Annotated in this window: 10 protein-coding genes; 3 read left to right on the top strand and 7 right to left on the bottom strand. The window is 67.0% G+C overall.

What is annotated here, in order from left to right:
- Position 1: 1 nt before the first annotated feature.
- The gene (locus NO362_RS10175) at positions 2 to 4,558 is read right to left on the bottom strand and encodes a DUF7997 domain-containing protein (RefSeq protein WP_256545143.1); all 4,557 of its coding nucleotides are present in this window, start codon (positions 4,556 to 4,558) and stop codon (positions 2 to 4) included.
- A 167-nt stretch (positions 4,559 to 4,725) separates the two neighbouring features.
- On the opposite strand from NO362_RS10175, the gene malA reads away from it, so the two are divergent.
- Positions 4,726 to 6,771: an alpha-amylase MalA gene (gene malA / locus NO362_RS10180; protein WP_256545144.1), complete on the top strand. Its 2,046-nt coding sequence runs from the start codon at positions 4,726 to 4,728 to the stop codon at positions 6,769 to 6,771.
- A 108-nt stretch (positions 6,772 to 6,879) separates the two neighbouring features.
- Entirely contained in the window at positions 6,880 to 7,095 is a 216-nt protein-coding gene (locus tag NO362_RS10185) for a hypothetical protein (protein ID WP_256545145.1), read from the top strand.
- 32 nt (positions 7,096 to 7,127) lie between these two features.
- On the opposite strand, the gene NO362_RS10190 is transcribed toward NO362_RS10185, so the two are convergent.
- The 5 genes from NO362_RS10190 to NO362_RS10210 form a co-directional block, all read right to left on the bottom strand.
- On the bottom strand, positions 7,128 to 9,344 hold the full coding sequence (locus tag NO362_RS10190; protein ID WP_256545146.1) for an ArnT family glycosyltransferase: 2,217 nt from the start codon (positions 9,342 to 9,344) through the stop codon (positions 7,128 to 7,130).
- Positions 9,345 to 9,347: 3 nt separating this feature from the next.
- The gene (locus NO362_RS10195; RefSeq protein ID WP_256545147.1) at positions 9,348 to 10,544 is read right to left on the bottom strand and encodes an ABC transporter ATP-binding protein; all 1,197 of its coding nucleotides are present in this window, start codon (positions 10,542 to 10,544) and stop codon (positions 9,348 to 9,350) included.
- Positions 10,534 to 12,138, bottom strand: a complete 1,605-nt coding sequence (locus NO362_RS10200) for an ABC transporter permease (protein ID WP_256545148.1) — start codon at positions 12,136 to 12,138, stop codon at positions 10,534 to 10,536. Before NO362_RS10200 ends, NO362_RS10195 begins: the two co-directional genes overlap by 11 nt.
- Before the next feature lie 18 nt (positions 12,139 to 12,156).
- Positions 12,157 to 13,323 carry an iron ABC transporter substrate-binding protein gene (locus NO362_RS10205; RefSeq protein ID WP_256545149.1) on the bottom strand — a complete coding sequence of 389 codons (1,167 nt, stop codon included), beginning with the start codon at positions 13,321 to 13,323 and terminating at the stop codon, positions 12,157 to 12,159.
- A gap of 135 nt (positions 13,324 to 13,458) precedes the next feature.
- Positions 13,459 to 14,631, bottom strand: a complete 1,173-nt coding sequence (locus NO362_RS10210; protein ID WP_256545150.1) for an alpha-1 4-glucan-protein synthase — start codon at positions 14,629 to 14,631, stop codon at positions 13,459 to 13,461.
- A 108-nt stretch (positions 14,632 to 14,739) separates the two neighbouring features.
- Here NO362_RS10210 and NO362_RS10215 point away from each other — a divergent pair, with 108 nt between their 5' ends.
- On the top strand, positions 14,740 to 15,225 hold the full coding sequence (locus tag NO362_RS10215; protein WP_256545151.1) for an HPP family protein: 486 nt from the start codon (positions 14,740 to 14,742) through the stop codon (positions 15,223 to 15,225).
- Positions 15,226 to 15,272: 47 nt separating this feature from the next.
- Here NO362_RS10215 and NO362_RS10220 read toward each other — a convergent pair whose 3' ends face one another.
- Positions 15,273 to 17,618 carry a DEAD/DEAH box helicase gene (locus NO362_RS10220; protein WP_256546627.1) on the bottom strand — a complete coding sequence of 782 codons (2,346 nt, stop codon included), beginning with the start codon at positions 17,616 to 17,618 and terminating at the stop codon, positions 15,273 to 15,275.
- Positions 17,619 to 17,761: the final 143 nt, after the last annotated feature.

Here is a 17,761-nt window from a genome sequence, read left to right on the forward strand (position 1 = left end):
TTCAGAGCGTGAACCGCGTGACGCTCGTTCCCGCCTGCTTCAGATCGACGTCGGTCGCGCCCGCGACGGTGATCTGGTTTTCTCCGTGTTCGATGTCGAGTGACTCCTCGAAGGACCCTTTCTCGGGCACGACGATTTCAGTCTCCGAAGGGGTCTTGATCGCCACGATGGCCGCATCGGTTCGCCCCGAGACGACCAGTTCGTCGCGCATAAAGCGCGTACTGATCTTAAGCCGCGGCCCCGACGGCCGTTCAGTCTCCACGTACCGCTCGCGGAGCACCGACGGCATCTCGACCGGCTCGCCGACGTCGATGCTGTGTGCGAGGCGAACGTACTGTGCCATCGACCACGCCAGCGGCGTCGCCGCGCCGGTCCCTTCGCCGAACGCCCAGTTGTACTGCGTGCTGTGCTCGCGGTCCCAGACCTGCTCTGCGAGCATCCGGCCGGAGTTGGCGAAGCCGGCCATCGTCTCCAAGAGGTTTCGGGGATCGAGCGCGTCTTCGTCCGGCCTATGGAGCAGTTCGTACTCCCCACGCTCGCCGGTGAAGATCGGCCAGAGTCGCCCTTTGCCCTTCGATTCGATCGACCACGGCGCGCCCTCCTCGTCGATCGCGCGCTCGCCGTAACCGTCGCCGTTGTACCGGTAGAACGCAGGACCGTGCGGCGTATCCACGCGGATCGTCTCGTCGACTTCCGTCACCGAATTTCGAATCGTTTCGTCGTCTGCGGGCTTGATTCCCAATCGGGTGAGTTCGAGGAACCCGGCGTCGATGATCTCGCGTTCGTCGAGCGTCGGTCCGTTGTTCGCGAGCGTCCGGAGGTGCCCCACGTCGGGGTCGCCGTCGCGAGTGATCCGGACGTAGTAGGGCGTGTTCGTGTGGCGTTTCGTTCCCGTCTCCGTGGCGGTCCACTCCTCGACGCGGTCGGCCCAGTCGTCGGCTAACGCCTGCCAGATGAGGGCGTCGGCGTCGTGTCCTTCCTGGATCGCGATGTCGGCAGCACACCCGAGGCCGGCGATCTCGGCGGCGATCGACGACGGGGAGTAGCCCGCTTCTTCCTCCCAGCGCTCCTGGGCCGTCGGCGGCCCGTTCCGGGCCACGTAGTCAGCGGAGCGTTTGACGTTGACGTAATCGTACTCCGTATCGGCGAAGTCGACGCCGTGTTCGCGGAGCATCCACGCCATCACCTGCGGGAACGAGATGTTGTCCATCTGCTCGCCGCCCCAGCGCGTCCGCCCGTTCAGGTAGGTGTTCTGCGGGATGAACCCCCGCTCGTCCTGCTGGAAACGGTAGATGTACTCGAGCGCCAACTGCGCGGTCTCGATGTCTCCCACCGCCTCGAAGACGGTGAAGACCTGATAGAGGTCGCGCGACCAGACGAAGTTGTAGCCGTAGCCCTTCGCTTCGGTGGCACTGACGGCCTCGCCCCACGGCACCGACGGCGAGGCGATTCCGGCCCCGAGGAACGTCTTGTCCTCGACGGCGCGCAGGCTCATCAGACACGTCTTGTACTGATTCGCGAGCGTGTCGTCGTCTGCGACGGAGGCCGGGAGCTCTTTGTCCGCGAGGAAGTCGTCCCAGGAGTCGACGTAGTCCCGCCGGACAGTCTCGTAGCCGCGGCTGAGCGCCCCCGCGGCCTCACCGAGTGCGGCCGCGGTGTCGGCGTCTTCGGCGAATCCGAGTGCGATCCGGTCGGCGACTCCCTCGCCGACGCCGAGGCGGCCGACGAGGACGACGTTCTCGTCGTCGACGCTGTTTTGCGGCGTCGGCGCGGCCCCGTCCGAAAAGAGTTCGTTGAGGTACTTCGAGCCCGCGACGCCGACGGTGGCCCACTCGAAGCGGCCGGCGGTCGCCATCGCGGCCGCGACGCTGTACTCCGTCCCGTCCTCGTCGATGAGGAGCGGTTCGACGTCGCCGCGCTGATCGTACGCGCTGGCGTCGCGGGCGACCAGGTGATAGCCGTCCGGGCCGCCGAGCCGGAGCCCGCGGTCGGTCGTGCCTGTGTTCGCGAGCGCGGTGTCCGCGATGGCGTACAGTTCGTACTCGTTGTCGTCGTCGGCCTCGAAGTCGACGTCGACGAGCAGCGCGTCGTGTTCGGGGTCGGTCACGTACTCTGCGTGCAGGCGCCACTCGTGACCGCGGCCGTCGCCGGTCTCGGAGACGACGTGCCGGAACAACAGCGCGTCGTCGTCGACGATCTCGACGCGCCGATCGATCGTGTCGGCCTCGTCGTCGCGGCGCGTCTCGTTGTACGTCCGGGCCGTGTAATCGGAGTCGGCGTCGGCGTCGACGACGAGGAGATCCAGCGTGCGGAGGTTCATCAGGTCGACGCGGGGGAACCGGACCTCCGTCAACGCCCCCTCGGTCAGCGTGAACCACACGCGCGAGGGGTCCTCTGAGGTGTGATCTGCGACGGTCCCGACGCCGTACTTCTCGCCGGTCGTCCAGCGTGGTCGCCCCGTCGGCCCCGACGGCGCGGACTTCGGGGCCGGCAGGGCGTCGTGGGCTTCGAGAACGCCCGTCGCGCGGAGGCGCATCGCGTGCGACCACGCGAGCGGCGTGGCGCTGTCGGGCGTGCCGTCGTCGAACACCTGCTCTGCCAGGTAGCCGGCGCCCGTACAGAACGGGCCGTTCGGACGGATCAGGTGGTACAGTTCCGTCGCGTACTCGAAGAAGTCCGCGGACGCCGCTTTCCGCCCGTAGTTGTCCAGCAGGACGGCGAACCCCGCAGCGGCGTTCGCGCCCCACGCGGTCGCGACGGACCACACCTTCTCGTCGTCCTGTTCGGCGCTGCGCCAGTAGTCCCCCTCGAACCGGATGATGCCCGCGACGTCGTCGCCCGCCGACTCCCGATAGAGGTCGTCGAACGCCGTTCGCATATGTCGCTCCAGCCGAGAGAGCGTTTGCGTCGGTATCTCGTCGAGTTCGTCGACGTCGTCGTAGGCGGCGAACGCCTCGACGAGGGCGAACGAGCCCGAATCTAATCGTGAGTCGCGGTCGCCGTTCCCGTCACGGAGACGGAGCGCGTACACCTCGTAGTCGTCGTCCCAGAGCAGACCGAGGCCCTCGAAGACGGCGTCGGCCTGCGCTTCGGCGTGGACCGCCAGGTCGGTCTCCACGGGGGCCGCTGCGACGCTCGCATACGCGTGCAGGAACGTCGCCGTCGTGTGGACGAACCGGCCGATCATATTCTCCCAGGCGTTCTGACACTCCCGCGGGAGCCCGTCGTCTGCGAGATCCGAATCGAGTGCGGCGACGCCGGCTTCGATCGTCTCCTCGATCCGCTCGGTGAGCGACGCCGAGAGATCAGACTGCCGCTCTGTCAAGAGCGTCGCGAGGTAGGTGACGACGCTCGCCGTCTGGTCGGCCTGGTGTTCGGGTGCGTCTGATCCTTCGATCTGTGCGTTCGCCCAGCCCGGAGCGAGCGACCCGTCGATCGCCCACACCCGGTGGGGCCACGACCCGTCGTCGAGTTGGGTGTCACAGAAGAACGCGGCGACGGTCGAGAGCCGCTCTGTCAGATCGAGGTCGAGCAGTTCGTCGCTTCGAAGAAGGTGTCGAGCGGACTCGGCCTCGTCGCGGAACCACGTGTAGCCGTAACCGCCCGAGTGCGTGTAGAAGGGATCGAACTCGGGTCCGGCGATGTGCGCACCGGAGGGCGCTGTCAGCAGCGAGAGCGCCCGCAGATCGGCGCGGACGGTGCGCGGTCTCGGCACGTCTTCGGGGACCGCCACTTCGGCACGTTCGCGGGCAGCAGCGCGGATTTCGTCCGCCGTGGCGTGTTCGAGCGCGCAGTTCCGGAGGTCCGCCAGTGCGTCCTCGCGGTCGACCTCGGTGTGATCCGACAACTGCGTGACGAGCGTCGTCTGTACGCCCCGGTCTTCGCGTTCGAGCGGCGCGGAGACGACGATGTCGCCGCTGAGGTGCGTGTCCTCGTAGCGTTCGAGCACGGCGTCGCGGGGGAGTTCGAACGCCTCCGAGGAGAGCATCTCCTCGAATCGCTCGGGGACCTGTGCTCGGACGTCGTCGAGGCCGGTCGAAGCGGTGACGTAATCGTGCTCGTCGCGGTGGAACACCTCGACGGCCTGGGTGTCGTTCGGACCGCCGCGCTCGTGAATGAGGCGACCGACCTGCGTCTCGCTGCTCTCGGGAGCGAGCGTCAGAAAGGCCGTCAGGTGTGCGTCGGTCGGGATCGCTCCGCGGAGTTCGACGTGGGTGACGTGTGCGCGACCCAGCGTCAGGTCGTACTGGTGGACGGTGTAGGAACCGGCGTTGTACTCCGTCTCGACGAGGGTCGTCTCCCGATAGTAGTGCTGGCGCACGCGTTCGAGTTCGTCGAACCAGCGTATCTCGCCGTCCGCCTCGATCGCGAACCGAGAACGGTCGATCCCGTACAGACCCGAGAGCGCCGCGGAATAATCGCGGAGGGCGCCGTCAGCCCCGACGTAGACCAATCGATCGCCGTGCCCGGAGAACGCGCCGTTTGTCGTGGGCAACTCCCCCGGAAAGCGCCCGTCACGGTCGCGCTTGTACTCGTTCAGCACGGTCCGAAGTCTCATACACACGCACCAGTGTGCCCGCGACATAAGTATTGGCGGGAAACTCACGGTGTTCGCCGGGAACATCTCCCCGTTGTAACCGCTCCCGCAGAATTTGAAACGATCGATGAAAACAGACGTCAGAGGGCGGGGCAAAGACAAAGTCCCGAGGAATCGTTGACATCAGTATGCAACACCCAGGCCCCCCTCGCTTCGTCGCGGTCGGCGAATCCGTCCAGCTCGCGCCTCGGGACCCCGACCCGGAGGCGACGTACAGCTGGCGCGTTCGGAGCGCGCCGGCGGCGAGCACGGCCGAACTGCCCGACGACGAGCCGGTCGTCGAGTTCGTCCCCGACGCTGCGGGTACGTTCGGGCTCGAACTCGACGCACCCGACGGCATCCACCGACTCACTATCCGCGCGTTCCCGGGCGAACTCGCTCCCGCGGACCGCGTCAGTGGTGGCAGCGGTGTGAGTGGCTGGAGCGGCTTCCAGAGCGGGTCGGGACGGCGACCCGGCGAGAGCGGCGGCGTCTCCGGATCAGGGTCGGGGGCCCGATCCGGAAGCGGCGGCGGCGGCCGACCGCGAATACAACTCAGAGGCAGCGTCGAAGGAAGTAAGCTCGTCGTTCGCGCGGACCCGCAACCGCATCCCGACAGCGACGTCGACCGCGAGGAGATGGCCGTCGAGTTCCTCGTCGACGACCGCGACGACGTCGACGAGAGCGAAATCGATACGGAGGGCTGGGAACTCCGGATCCCGACCGCGGCAGTCGGCGACCGCGTTCGGATCCACGGTGTCGCGGTCGCGGAGGCCTACAGCGTCCCCGACACCATCGAATTCTGTCGAGAGGTCGTTCCCGACGGCAGCGGTGAGGGGCGCGCCATCACGCTCTCGTCGGAGTCCCAGGCGGCCGAGGGTGCAGACGCCGATTCCGGGACCGTCGTCGAGGAGCGACACGCCTTCGATGTCGTCCGACCGAACGACCCGCCGGAGTGGGCGAAAGACGTCACGCTGTATGAGATCTACGTCCGGGGCTTCGCGGGTGACCCAGCCGAGATCGAATCAGAAACCGTGTTCGAGGCCATCGAGGAACGACTCGATTACCTCGCCGACCTCGGCGTCGACTGCCTGTGGCTCACGCCGGTGCTCGAGAACGATCACGCGCCGCACGGCTACAACATCACCGACTTCTTCAGCATCGCCGAGGACCTCGGCGACCGCGAGGACTACGAGCAGTTCGTCGCGGCCGCCCACGACCGCGGGATGAAGGTCCTGTTCGATCTCGTCTTGAATCACTCCGCGCGGGACCACCCGTTCTTTCAGGACGCCTACGGCAATCCCGACTCCGAGTACTACGACTGGTACGACTGGCAGGACAGCGGCGAACCCGAGACGTACTTCGACTGGGAGTACATCGCCAACTGGAACTTCGCGAACCTCTCGGTCCGCCGGCACCTCCTCGATGCGGTCGACACGTGGTTCGAGGTCGCAGACGGATTTCGGTGCGATATGGCCTGGGCCGTCCCCGACACCTTCTGGCGGGAACTCCGCGAGCGGGTGAAGTCCCGCGACTCCGAGTTTCTCCTGCTGGATGAGACCATCCCCTACGTGGCGGACTTCCACGACGGGATGTTCGATATGCACTTCGACACCACGCTGTACTTCACGCTGCGGCAGGTCGGCCGCGGTGACGCCCCCGCCGAGGCGATTCTCGATGCCATCGACCAGCGCGCTGGCGTGGGCTTCCCGCCGCACGCGGCGTTTATGCTCTACATCGAGAACCACGACGAAACGCGGTACGTCGTCGAGTGCGGCGACGAGGCTGCGATGGCCGCCGCAGGTGCACTGGTCACGCTCCCCGGCGTTCCGATGCTCTACGGCGGCCAGGAACTCGGCCAGCGCGGTCGTCGCGACGCCCTCGCGTGGGACCACGCCCGCGAGGAGTTCTCCGACCACTACGAACGCCTGCTCGACGTCCGTTCGGAGATTCCCGCACTCGGCTACGAGGGCACGCTCGAACGGATCGACTACGAGACCGACGCCGACGGCGCGGTCGCGTTCGCCCGCGAACTCGACGACACCTACGTCTGCGTTCTCAACTTCGAGGCCGATCCGGCGACAGTGACGCTCGACGACCGCGACGTCGACGCGACGGATCTGATCACTGGGGAGTCGCGCGCGACGGCTGCAGGTCTGGAAGTAGACGACGTGGCCGTCTTCCGCGCGAAATGACGCCGCTCCCTCGCGTTTGCGCTCGGGTCGAAACCCACAGATACGAGTTACCTCGGCTCGTACCGCGACCCAGTGACTGACTCGTACGTCTGCCCGCACTGTGGGCGTGTGGAAGACCGCCCCTACCGGGTCCGTCTTATCATCCTGACCTGTCCGGACTGCGGCGAGAACGGGCGGTTCCTCCACGAATCGCTCGTCGAGCGTCTCGACGAGGTGCCCGAGGCCGAACGCCCCGACGACTGGGGTGAGATGCCGCTCGACGAGCGCCTGCAGTACGCGGTCCGCGAGGGTCTTCTCCAGCTCAGTTTCACCGGTCCGCTCTGAACGCTATACTGTCGGACAGAACGATGTGAAGATCAGACGACGCTCGCGTTCGTCGCGACCGACACTCCGGCGACGTAGTCGCCGTCGGAACCGACCCACGTACCTTCTGAGCCACATTCCGTCGTCAGCCGACAGATACGCGTCTCGGGCGGCCAGACGACGCGGACGCCCTCCGGGGTCGACTCGACGGTCGCCTCCTGTCGGTAGGTGATGCTCGATCCACCGACGCCGACGAAGGTCACGACCAGGTCGACCTCACCGCGCCCGTCCGCCGCCAGCGGCACGTTGCGGAACCGCGAACCACCCTCGAAGCGCAGATTCTCCGCCCGAGCCGCGTCGGGGCCGATTCGCCACGCGACCGTGACCGTCTCGTTCGTCCGCGCCGCGTCGGGGACCGCATAGCGCGCGTACCCCTCGGGCGTCTCGACGCGGACGCTCACGCTCGTCGCCTCCGCCGGAATCCCGAGCGTCGTTCGCGCCTGTACTGACTCTCCTTCGAGAACGCGAAGGCGCTGGATCTCTGGGTTCACGGGCGTCGCCGCGCCGGTCCAGACGCCCCGATACGTGAAGCGATACGGCGTCCGATTCGTCGCCGCCAACACCGCGAGGTCGCGGTCGGGACCGCCGTCTGTCGCGTACACCACGTCGCCGTCGTAGCCGGGATCGTAGCGGAGGTACTGGAAGGGATGGGCCTGCCAGTCGCCGTAGGGGTCGGGCGTGAACACGAGCGCGTGGTCGAACGAGCGTTCCCCGAACGGTTCGTAGGTCGCTTCGAGACTATCGGTGCGCTGGGCATTCGCCGCGAACGGCTCCTCGACGACTGCCAACTCCGCGGAGGCGACGACCGGTGCGGCGAGGACGAGGACGACGAGGAGCGCGAGTCGGGCGCGGCGGCGCGTGGTGTAGGCACAGAGCGTCGAGACAGCGCCACGCGCGAGGAACGCGACTCCTGCGGCGGTGAATATCGCGACTGGGACGAGCGCGTCGAAGTGGTAGAACGGCCCCAGGAGATCGATGAGGCCGTTTCGGAGGCCGTTGTGTGTCCCCCAGAAGTACGCCTCGCCGAGGAACACCGAAGGGACGATCGCGAGGAGGACGGCGGCGACTTCCCAGCTTTGCATCCCGTCTGCGGGATCGAATCGCTGCTCCAGAGTGCCGCTACCGAGCGAACTCGGCGTTCCGACCCATCCGCGAATCCGTCGGCGTTCGCGCCACGCCGCGGCACCGACGCCGACGGCGGCGAGTGCGGTGCCGATTCGGCCGGCCGTCACCCACTCGGTGAAGAAGTACTCGGTGATCGTGACGGTCGTCTCGGCCGCCAGCGCGGGCGTGTAGTCCCGTTCGTAGTTGAGGATCTCGTGGGGCCCGAAGCCGATGCCGTCGTTCGGCGCGAACGCCGCATAGGGGAAGACCAGCGGATCGCCCGTCACGACTGCGTTGTACGCGAGCGCGACGCCGACGAACGCCGCACCGGGCACCGCGATGGCGAGCGCGCGGGCGAGCACGCCTCGGAACTGGGGCGTCCACCCCGCGCGCCGCCACGAGACGCCGAGCGAGACGAGCGTGTGGCCGATGAACGGGAGCGCGAACAGGACGGCCGTGTAGGGTCGAGCGAAGAACGCCACTCCGATCGCCGTGCCCGAGGCTGCACCCCATCGCAGGCTCCCGGTTCGCGCGGCGCGGATGTAGGCGACGGCGAAGGCGACGTTCAGGAGCGTCGTCGGGGCATACGAGAAAAACGTCGACGACGTGAGGAGAAACAGCGGCGACCCCGCGAGCGCGAGCACCGCGAGCAGTCCCACCCGTCGGTCGAAGGCCGCCGCGCCGAGGGTGTAGACCCCGAGAGCTGTGCCGGCGGCGACGAGGCCAAGCGAAATGTTCCAGTCTCCGAGGAGCCGTCCGACGGCGAAGATCGCCGGCGCGACCGGCGAGTACTTGCCGTACATTCGGACGTTCTCGCCGCTGCCCTCGACGACGAAGAACCACGGCCGGACCGCCTCCCACGGGATGTCGCCGGGGCGGAGAAAGAGTTTCCCCTCCAGCAACATCGCGGCCTGATAGAGGTAGACGCCCTCGTCGTCGTTGACCGAGTGGTACGGAAAGAGATCGATCGCCAGATAGTAGACGAGTGCACCGACGGCGGCCGCGAGGAGGACGGCGAGGACTCGTTCGGGCGCATCACGCGCGGCGGCACGGAGCCGCTGTGGGAGGGCGCCTCCGGCGGACGAGAGGCGTCGTCGCCGGGACACGGATCAATCGCTGTACCGGGAGTCGTCTTCGGGGCGCTGTTCGCGCGGGAACCACGCGAGTTCGTGGTCGGCGTCGAGTTCGAGGCCGACGGGGCCCGAGTCGGGGATGTTCTCGTCGTGGTTGTGCATACACTGGACGGACTCGCCGGTGTCGAGTTCGACCTCATAAAGGAACGTCGGACCGAGGTACCGGCGAGCGACGACGTTGCCGCAGGCTTCGACGCCCTCACAGTCCAGTCGGCGGACGCTCACGTCGTCGGGGCGGACGAGCAGGTCGACGCGCGTGCGGTCGTACTCCGGGGCGAGCCCGTGGATCTGGTCCCGCGGGACGGTGCCCAGGTCGGTCTCGACGACGTCGCCGGAGACGTAGCCGGGAATGAAGCTCGCATAGCCGAGGAAAGCGGCGACGAACCGCGATTCGGGGTGCTGGAAGACGCCTTCTGGGTCGCCCACCTGTTCGATTTCCCCGTCGTTCATTACGGCGACGCGATCGGAAATCGAGAGCGCCTCCTCCTGATCGTGCGTGACCGAGATGGCGGTCACGCCCGTCTCTTTGATGATCTGGCGGACCTCCTCACGCATCTCGACGCGGAGGTCGACGTCGAGATTCGAGAACGGCTCGTCTAAGAGAAGAATCTCCGGTTCGGGGGCGAGCGAGCGCGCGAGGGCGACGCGCTGCTGTTGGCCACCCGAGAGCTGATCGGGATAGCTATCGCCCTGCCCGGCCAGATCGACCAGTTCGAGCAGTTCGTCGACGCGCTGGTCGACTTCGTCTTTCGGCCGGTCTTTCAGGCCGAACGCGATGTTCTCGCGGGCGGTGAGGTGCGGGAAGAGGGCGAACTCCTGGAAGACGACGCCGACGCCGCGCTCTTCGGGCGGCACGAACGTCGATCCCGAAACCGAGCGGCCGTTCAGTCGCACCGCGCCGCCGTTGGGTCGTTCGAGCCCCGCGATGAGCCTGAGCGTCGTCGTCTTCCCACAGCCGGACGGACCGAGGAGGGTCAGAATCTCTCCCTCGCGGACCGATAGCGAGAGCCCCTCGACGACCGGCTCGGAGCCGTAGGACTTCTGTAGGTCGTCTAGTTCGAGGACGACGTCCTCACCGACACCGGCCGTCAACGGCTCCGTCTGTCCGTCGCTGGCTGTGTCAGTTCGGTACTTCGCGTTCGACTCCACCGGTGTTTGCGTGCTATTTGACATCGTATCCCTCTTGTCTGAGAATCACGAGCATCGAGAGCCCCGACACGAAGAGCAGAACCAGTGCTGGCACTGCCGCCTGTCCGAAGTACCCCGATTCATATGCTGTCCAGATATGTGTGACGAGCGTGGTAAAACCCGACGGTCGCAGCAGAAGCGTCGCCGGTAGTTCCTTCATCGTCGTCAGGAACACGAGCGCCGCCCCGCCGAACAGCCCCGGTGCGACCAGTGGGAGCGTGACGTACCGGAACGCCCCCACAGAGGTCCGACCGAGCGTGCGGGCGGCCTCCGGAAGCGCCGGGTCGACCGAGAGGAACGACGCCCGGAGCGAGCCGACCGACTGCGGCAGGAACCGGATCACGTACGCGAACACGAGTAAGTACAGCGTCTGGTAGATCGGCGTCGCGTACTGGCTCCCGAAGAACACGAGCGCGAGGCCGAGGACGACACCCGGAACCGCGTAGCCGATATAGCTGACGCGCTCGAACGCCGTCGGAAGCAGGCCGTCGTATCTCGCCGAGAGGTACGCGACCGGCAGCCCGGCGACGACGGCGACGGCGGCGGCCGCGGCCGCGACGACGACCGAGTTGGTCACGTAGGACCACTGGAACGCCAGCGACTGATTCACCGCCGTCGACGCGGTTCCGAGCCACGACAGCAGGATCACGACCGGGACGACGAGCGCCAAGCCGGCGACGAGCGCGGCGAACCCCATCGCCAGGTACCGCCACTTGCCCAGGGAGACGACCCCGCGCGAACGGCCGCCGGCCGTGGTCCGCTCCTCGCCGCGGACGCGCGCCTCGAGCCAGAGGATGAAGAGCGTCACCGCCACCAACTGCAGCGAGAGCAGCGTCGCGGTGTCGCGGCCGAACGTGCCGAACTCGACGAAGATGACGCGCGTGAACACGTCGTAGCGCATAATCGAGGGTGTTCCGAAGTCGGCGAGCGCGTACAGCCCCGAGAGCAAGGCACCCGCGGCGACCGCCGGGCGGATCTGCGGGAGCGTCACCCGCTTGAACGTCTCCCAGCGGTCGTGTTCGAGCGTCCGCGCGGCGTCGATGAGCGTCGTGTCCATCGACTTCAGCGACGCCCGCGCGGTGATGTAGACGTAGGGGTAGGTGTACAGCGTGAGGATCAGTACCGACCCTTCGAGCCCGTAGATCTCCGGGATCTTCTCGACGCCGAGCGGTGCGAGGAGTCGCTGGAAACTCCCCTGCGGCCCGAACGCCGAGACAAACGCGAACGCCCCGACGTAGCTCGGGATGACGAGCGGCAACGAGACGACGATCGTCCAGAAGCGGCGAAACGGGAGGTCCGTCCGGACAGTCAGATACGCCAGCGGGACGCCGATCAGGACGCACGCGGCCGTCGTCAGCGTGACCAAAACGGTCGTGTTGACGAACACTTCGAGCGTCGTCGGTCGCGTGAGAAGCGCGATCGCCTCCGAGAAACCGACGTCGAGGCCGGTCTTCACCAGCCACAGAATCGGAAGGAGCACCGCGGCCGACACCGCGGCTGCGGCGATCGAGACTCCGAGCGGGAGTTGGGTCTCTTCGTCCGCGTCGTCGTCCGCGTTCGTCCGGTGTTCTGTGGCCATCGTAGGCGTTTCAGCCCCTTAGAGGACGCCGGTATCTCGAAGCAGATCGATCGTTCCTTCGAGATCCGACAGTTGTGAGAGGTCTATATCCTCGGGCGGGTTCAACTCGTCGATCGACGGGAGCCGGCCGATCGGCTCGATCTCGGGGACGAGCGGATACTCGAAGGTCGTCCGCGCGAAGTAGTCCTGCGCTTCCGCCGAGAGGAGGTGTCGGACGAAGTTCGAGGCGAGCGTGGCGTCGTCGGCGGTGTCGAGGACGGCCGCGCCCGCGACGTTGAAGACCGCACCGGCGTCGTTCTGCGTGAACGCAGTCCGGAGCGGCGTCCCGGTGCCGCGGCGTGCGAGCACGCGCTGGATGTAGTAGTGGTTCGTCAGGCCGGCGGCGATCTCGCCGTCGGCGACCGCGCGTGCGACCTGGAACTCGTCGCCGTACTGGCTCACGCCGAGCTCTTGCATCCCGGTGAGCCACTGCCGCGTCGCCTCGTCGCCTTCGAGGATGCGCATCGCGGTGATGAACGCCTGGAACGAGGAGTACGTGGGAGCCCACCCGAGTTGGTCCTGGAAGGCCGAGGTCTCGGGGAAGGCCATAATGCTCGTCGGGATGTCCGACGCCGAGAACGTGTTCGTGTTGTAGGGGACCGAGCGCGCACGGCCGGACGTTCCGATCCACGAGCCGTCCGGGTCGCGGAAGTTCGAGGGGACGAAATCGAGAACGTCCTGGGGGAGAGCCTGGGTTCGGTCGCGGTCCGCGAGCGCACCGAGCGAACCGGCGTTGACCGAGTAGAAGACGTCAGCGGGGCTGTTTTGTCCTTCCGTGATGATCTGGTTGACCAGTTCGGCCGCAGAGTTGTACAGCGGCCGAACGGTGAAGTCGGGATAGCGGTCCTCGATGAAACTGACCAGTTCGCCGACGAGCGCCTCGCCGCGTCCGGAGTACAGCGTCAGTTCGCCTTCGAGGTCGGGCATCTCCGCCATCGACACGCCGGCGGAGAGGTCCCGCTCGCCGAACGGCGAACGACCGGAACCGATCTGTTGAGCCGGCTCCTCGCCGCCAGCAGTGTCCGTTTCCGTCTCCGTCGTCTCGCCTCCCGGCGTGTTGCAGCCGGCGACGCCGACCACGCCCGCCGCCGCGGCCGCCTGGAGGAAGCGGCGGCGCGTCCGGGACGTGTTGTCTGATCCGTCCATACTGAATTTAGGCCTGCCTAAAACCTATATACCTTCCGGTTCACGTACGTGATCTGTCCGATCTGGCGACGATAGATTCGGCTGAAAAGGAAGCTACGAGGTCGATATCGGGAGTCTGACCCGAGCTGCTGTGTGTCAGTCGTCGGCGACGGCGGCGTCGCGAGGCGGTTCGGCGTTCGACTCCTCGATCTCCGAGAGACAGTCGAGCCAGTCGAGCCAGTACTCGCCGCAGTGATTCAGGAACGCGCCGTTGTTCCACTCGGAGAAGTCTCCCTCGGCGAACGCCCGTGCCATCGCGTCGGCGGCGGCCGTCCAAGAGTCGGCGTCGTCGCCGACGGCGTCGACGACTTCCCAGACGTGTTCGTTGAGTTCGAGGCCCGGCACCTCGTTGTTCAGGTCGTCGAACGTCGGCCGCGGCGCCTTGTTGTGTTCACAGAGCGGGTAGCCGTTGACGACGTCCTTCTCCAAGAGGTCGGCGGCGCGCTTGAGGAACACGCCCGACCAGATGTCGTCGAAGCGGCCGACGTCCCACTCGTTGTCGTCCATCGGCAACTGATAGAACGCGGGGATGACCTCGCGCTCGAACGCGAGATTCATCGAACAGACCGTCAGATACTGGCCCGATTCGGCGACGAAGTCGCCCTCGAAGTCCTCGTGTTTCGTGCGCGTCTGTGCCTGGCCCTGCAGGTCGCCGTCCATCAGGATTCGGACGGCGTCGAGATCGGGGACGTTCGTCCACAGGCCTTGAGAGGCGACCACGTCGCTGAGTTCGCTGCGGCCGGTCTCGACCGCCTCGTCCATCGCGGAGTAGGGGTACCCGCGCGGGTAGAGGCCGTGCTCGTCGGCGTTCTGATAGAGCACGTTCACCCAACGCTCGTCCGAGCGGACGGACTCGACCCCGTCGGTGCGGTCGAGGTTCGCCAGGTGACGGCCGAAGAAGTCCCACTCCTCGTGCGGCAACGTGTCGTCGTCGATGAACACGCCGCGCTCGAACCGCGGGTGCGCCCACATATAGAGCAGTCCGAAACTGGTCTGGGCGTGCGACGCAGCGGGGATCAGGTGGGAATACGCCGAGAGCCCCTGCTCTTCGAACCACGCCTCGCGCCGCGACCCGTCGTAGACCGCGCCGTCGACGCCTTCTTCGTCGAGCATCTGCTCCATCGCCTCGGCGTCACAGAAGTCCTCGGTCACGAGGAGGACGAACAGTCGATCGAGGTCGAAGCCGTGTTCGCGTGCATTCTCGAAATACGCCCGCATACAGTCGTACTCGCGGATGGTCGGCACCACGACACAGACATCCTGCTTCATCACCGCTAGCTCTTTAGGCCACCCTAAAAATCTTGTCGCTCTGTAGTCGCCGCCCCTGAGGGAGTCACAATCGCGGCGTTCTTCCGCTCCGAACGACGTGGTAGAGCCGTGTCGGGAACGAATACGCGAGCTGACGTCGCGGTGGGTCTCCGTGCTGGCATCTTGCTCACTCTCGCGGCCGCTGTGGCGTGGGTCTCGGGTGCTCCTGCGGTGTTTCCGAGTCTCGGCCCCTCCGCGTTCGTCCTCTCGACGGATCCCCCCGGCCCATCCGATCGGACGGTCGTCGGCGGGCACGCTGTCGGCGTTGCTGCCGGGGTCGTGGCGTATCTCGCCGTCACCGCCGTCGTGGCTGTTCCCTCGTCGCCGCTCGTGTTCGACCCGCCGTGGCTGCTCGTGAGTGGCGTCGTCGCGGTCGCGCTCACCACCACCGGAATGCGACTTAGTAACGTGGTCCATCCGCCAGCCTGTGCGACGACGCTCATCGTCGCGCTCGGGTTACTCGAGCCGAGGGCCGCACTCCTAGTCGTCCTCCCGGCGGTCGTCTCTCTCCTCGCCGTCGACCGAGTGCTTACGTACTCTTTCGGTTCCTTCTAGCCCGTTCGAGGCTCCCCGCCGAGTGAGCGTCGTTCGCCGCGACGCGCTCACGTACTGAGTGCGTCCAGTAGATGGATCGCTTCGGCCTTCGAGAGCGGGTCGTTCGCGTTCCCGCAGTGCGGCGACTGCACGCAGGCCGGACAGCCGTCCTCGCAGTCGCAGTCGTCGATCATCTTCCGGGTGCGGGAGAGCAAGGTCTCGATCTCACCGTACCCGCTCTCTGTCAATCCGACGCCGCCGGGATAGCCGTCGTAGACGAAGATCGTCGACTGACCCGTGTGTGGGTGATGGGGAGTCGACAGCCCGCCGATGTCACCGCGGTCACAGAGGAACGACAGCGGGAACAGCGAGATCATCCCGTGCTCGGCGGCGTGGATGCCGCCGTTGAAGCCGTATTCGCCGCCCATCTCCCGCATCTCCCGCTCGACGTCTTCGGGGACGGTGACGTACAGTGCCGCCGTCCGCAGTGTCGTCTCCGGGAGGTCGAGCGCCTCGCGGCCGATCGCCTCGCCGCGCCGCGGATCGCGCCGCTCGAAGCCGGTGATCTGCTTGCGCATCGTCACTTCGGCGAACCGAACTTCCGTGTCGGGACGGGCCGACAGCGACTTCGCTCGTCGGTCGGCCTCGACCGTGATCGTCTTCTCGTGCAGCACGCGGGTGTAGTAGTCCGCCCAGGTCGGCTGCAACAGCGCGGTGTCGCGGTCGAGGTCGAGTTCCGCCACCTCGTACGTCGTCCCCTGATGGTGGTAGATCGCGCCCTCGTGCGCGTCGCGCAGCGCGTCCGCGAACGAGAGCGACGACAGCACCTCGTTCGAGCGCGCGTCGAGGAGGTCGACCTCGCGGGTCTCGATCGTCCGGAGGCTCATCTCGTGTTGGGGGCTCCCGCCGCCGTCGTGAAGCCACCGGATGCCGCGCTCGGTCTCGCGGCGTTCGAGCTGTCCGTCTTCGAGCAGCGACGCGACGACGTCCGGGAACGCCTCTCCGAAGTGCGCCTCGTCGCCCGTTTTCAGCCAGTTTTCGGCAGCCGCGGAGGCGACGTGATCGGGCAGGAGTTCCGGGTTCTCGGGGTCGCAGACGGCCCGTTCGGGATCGCCGTCCCAGAACTCCTCGGGATGTTTGAGGAGGTACTGATCGAGTTGGTCCTCGCCGCCGACCAGCACCACCAGCGCGTCGTCGTCGCCGCGCCCGGCCCGTCCGGCCTGCTGGAACGCCGACATCCGCGTGCCTGGGTAGCCGTCGATGAGCACGGCGTCGAGTTCCCCCACGTCGACGCCGAGTTCCAGCGCGTTCGTCGACCAGACGCCGCGGACCGACCCGTCGTGCAGTCCCGCTTCGATCTCGCGTCGGCGGTCGTGTTTCAGCGCGGCCTGATAGGCCGTCACCGACGACGCTTCGTCGTGTTTGCCGCGCTCTCTGAGGTCTGTGGCGCTCTCTGTCGCGTACCGCTCGGCCGTCTGTCGCGCCCGCGTGAACGCGAGGGTCTGGTAGCCGCGGGCGACGAGGTCGACGAAGAGGTTCTTCGTCTCGACGTGACTCGACCGACGGCGGCCGCTGCCGCCGCCTCCACTCCCGCTGTCTCCGCTAGTGTCGTCTCGATACTCCGGGGGGTTCCACAGCAGCCAGTGTTTCGCCCCGGTCGCACTCGCGTCGTCGTCGACGAGACGGAACGTCCCCGCGTCGCGACCGGTCACGCGCGCGGCGTGCTCGATCGGATTACCGATGGTCGCCGAACAGCAGACGTACTGCGGATCGCTCCCGAACCGTTCGCAGATCCGGTTCAATCGACGGAGTGTGAGCGCCACGTGGCTGCCGAAGACGCCACGATAGCCGTGAATCTCGTCGATCACGACCGTCTCTAGCGAACCGAAGAACCACTCCCAGAGCCGGTGGGCGTGAGGGAGCAGCGCGTAATGAAGCATATCCGGGTTCGACAGCAGCACTGTCGGGCGTCGGTCGCGCACGTCGCGTTTCTCCGACTTCGACAGCCGCCCGGTGTACTGCTCGACGGAGACGCGGCTCCCGAAGCCGAGCCCGTGCGCCAGATCCGAGAGCGTCTCCTGTTGGTCAGCGACGAGGGCGTTCTGCGGGCCGAGATACAGCGTCCGGCCGCCGTGATCCATCGCGCGCTCGAACGCCGGGACGGTGTAGGCGAGACTCTTCCCGCTCGCCGTCGGCGTCGCGAGCACGACGTTCTCGCCGCCGCGAACGGCGTCGATGGCTGCCACCTGGTGGCGATAGAGCCGGTCGATGCCGCGATCCGACAGCGCGCCCGCCAACCGCGATTCGAGGTCGACGTCGGCGTAGGTAGCCTCGCGCCCGTCGACGCGGCGGTGATCGCGTATCTGCCCCGCATAGTACGGACGCGACTTCAATTGCGCGAGGAGTTCGTCCACGATATCCTCTGTCAGGACGACAGCGACCTGACCGTTACGGTCGTCGCAGTTGGCTCCGGTGGCGGTCACCCGCCGCGGCGTCCCGGACCACGCGACCGACGACCCGATCGCCCAGCACGGTTTTGCCCGCCCGGTTCCAACTC

Origin of the sequence: Halobellus inordinatus (genome assembly GCF_024498335.1) — an archaeon.
GTDB classification, from domain to species: Archaea; Halobacteriota; Halobacteria; order Halobacteriales; family Haloferacaceae; genus Haloquadratum; species Haloquadratum inordinatus.

What these genes read in the sequence shown, in the direction of transcription:
- NO362_RS10200 (WP_256545148.1), bottom strand. Translation starts at nt 12,138, where the DNA reads ATGGCCACAGAACACCGGACGAACGCGGACGACGACGCGGACGAAGAG.
- NO362_RS10195 (WP_256545147.1), bottom strand. Translation starts at nt 10,544, where the DNA reads ATGTCAAATAGCACGCAAACACCGGTGGAGTCGAACGCGAAGTACCGA.
- NO362_RS10210 (WP_256545150.1), bottom strand. Translation starts at nt 14,631, where the DNA reads ATGAAGCAGGATGTCTGTGTCGTGGTGCCGACCATCCGCGAGTACGAC.
- malA (WP_256545144.1), top strand. Translation starts at nt 4,726, where the DNA reads ATGCAACACCCAGGCCCCCCTCGCTTCGTCGCGGTCGGCGAATCCGTC.
- NO362_RS10205 (WP_256545149.1), bottom strand. Translation starts at nt 13,323, where the DNA reads ATGGACGGATCAGACAACACGTCCCGGACGCGCCGCCGCTTCCTCCAG.
- NO362_RS10175 (WP_256545143.1), bottom strand. Translation starts at nt 4,558, where the DNA reads ATGAGACTTCGGACCGTGCTGAACGAGTACAAGCGCGACCGTGACGGG.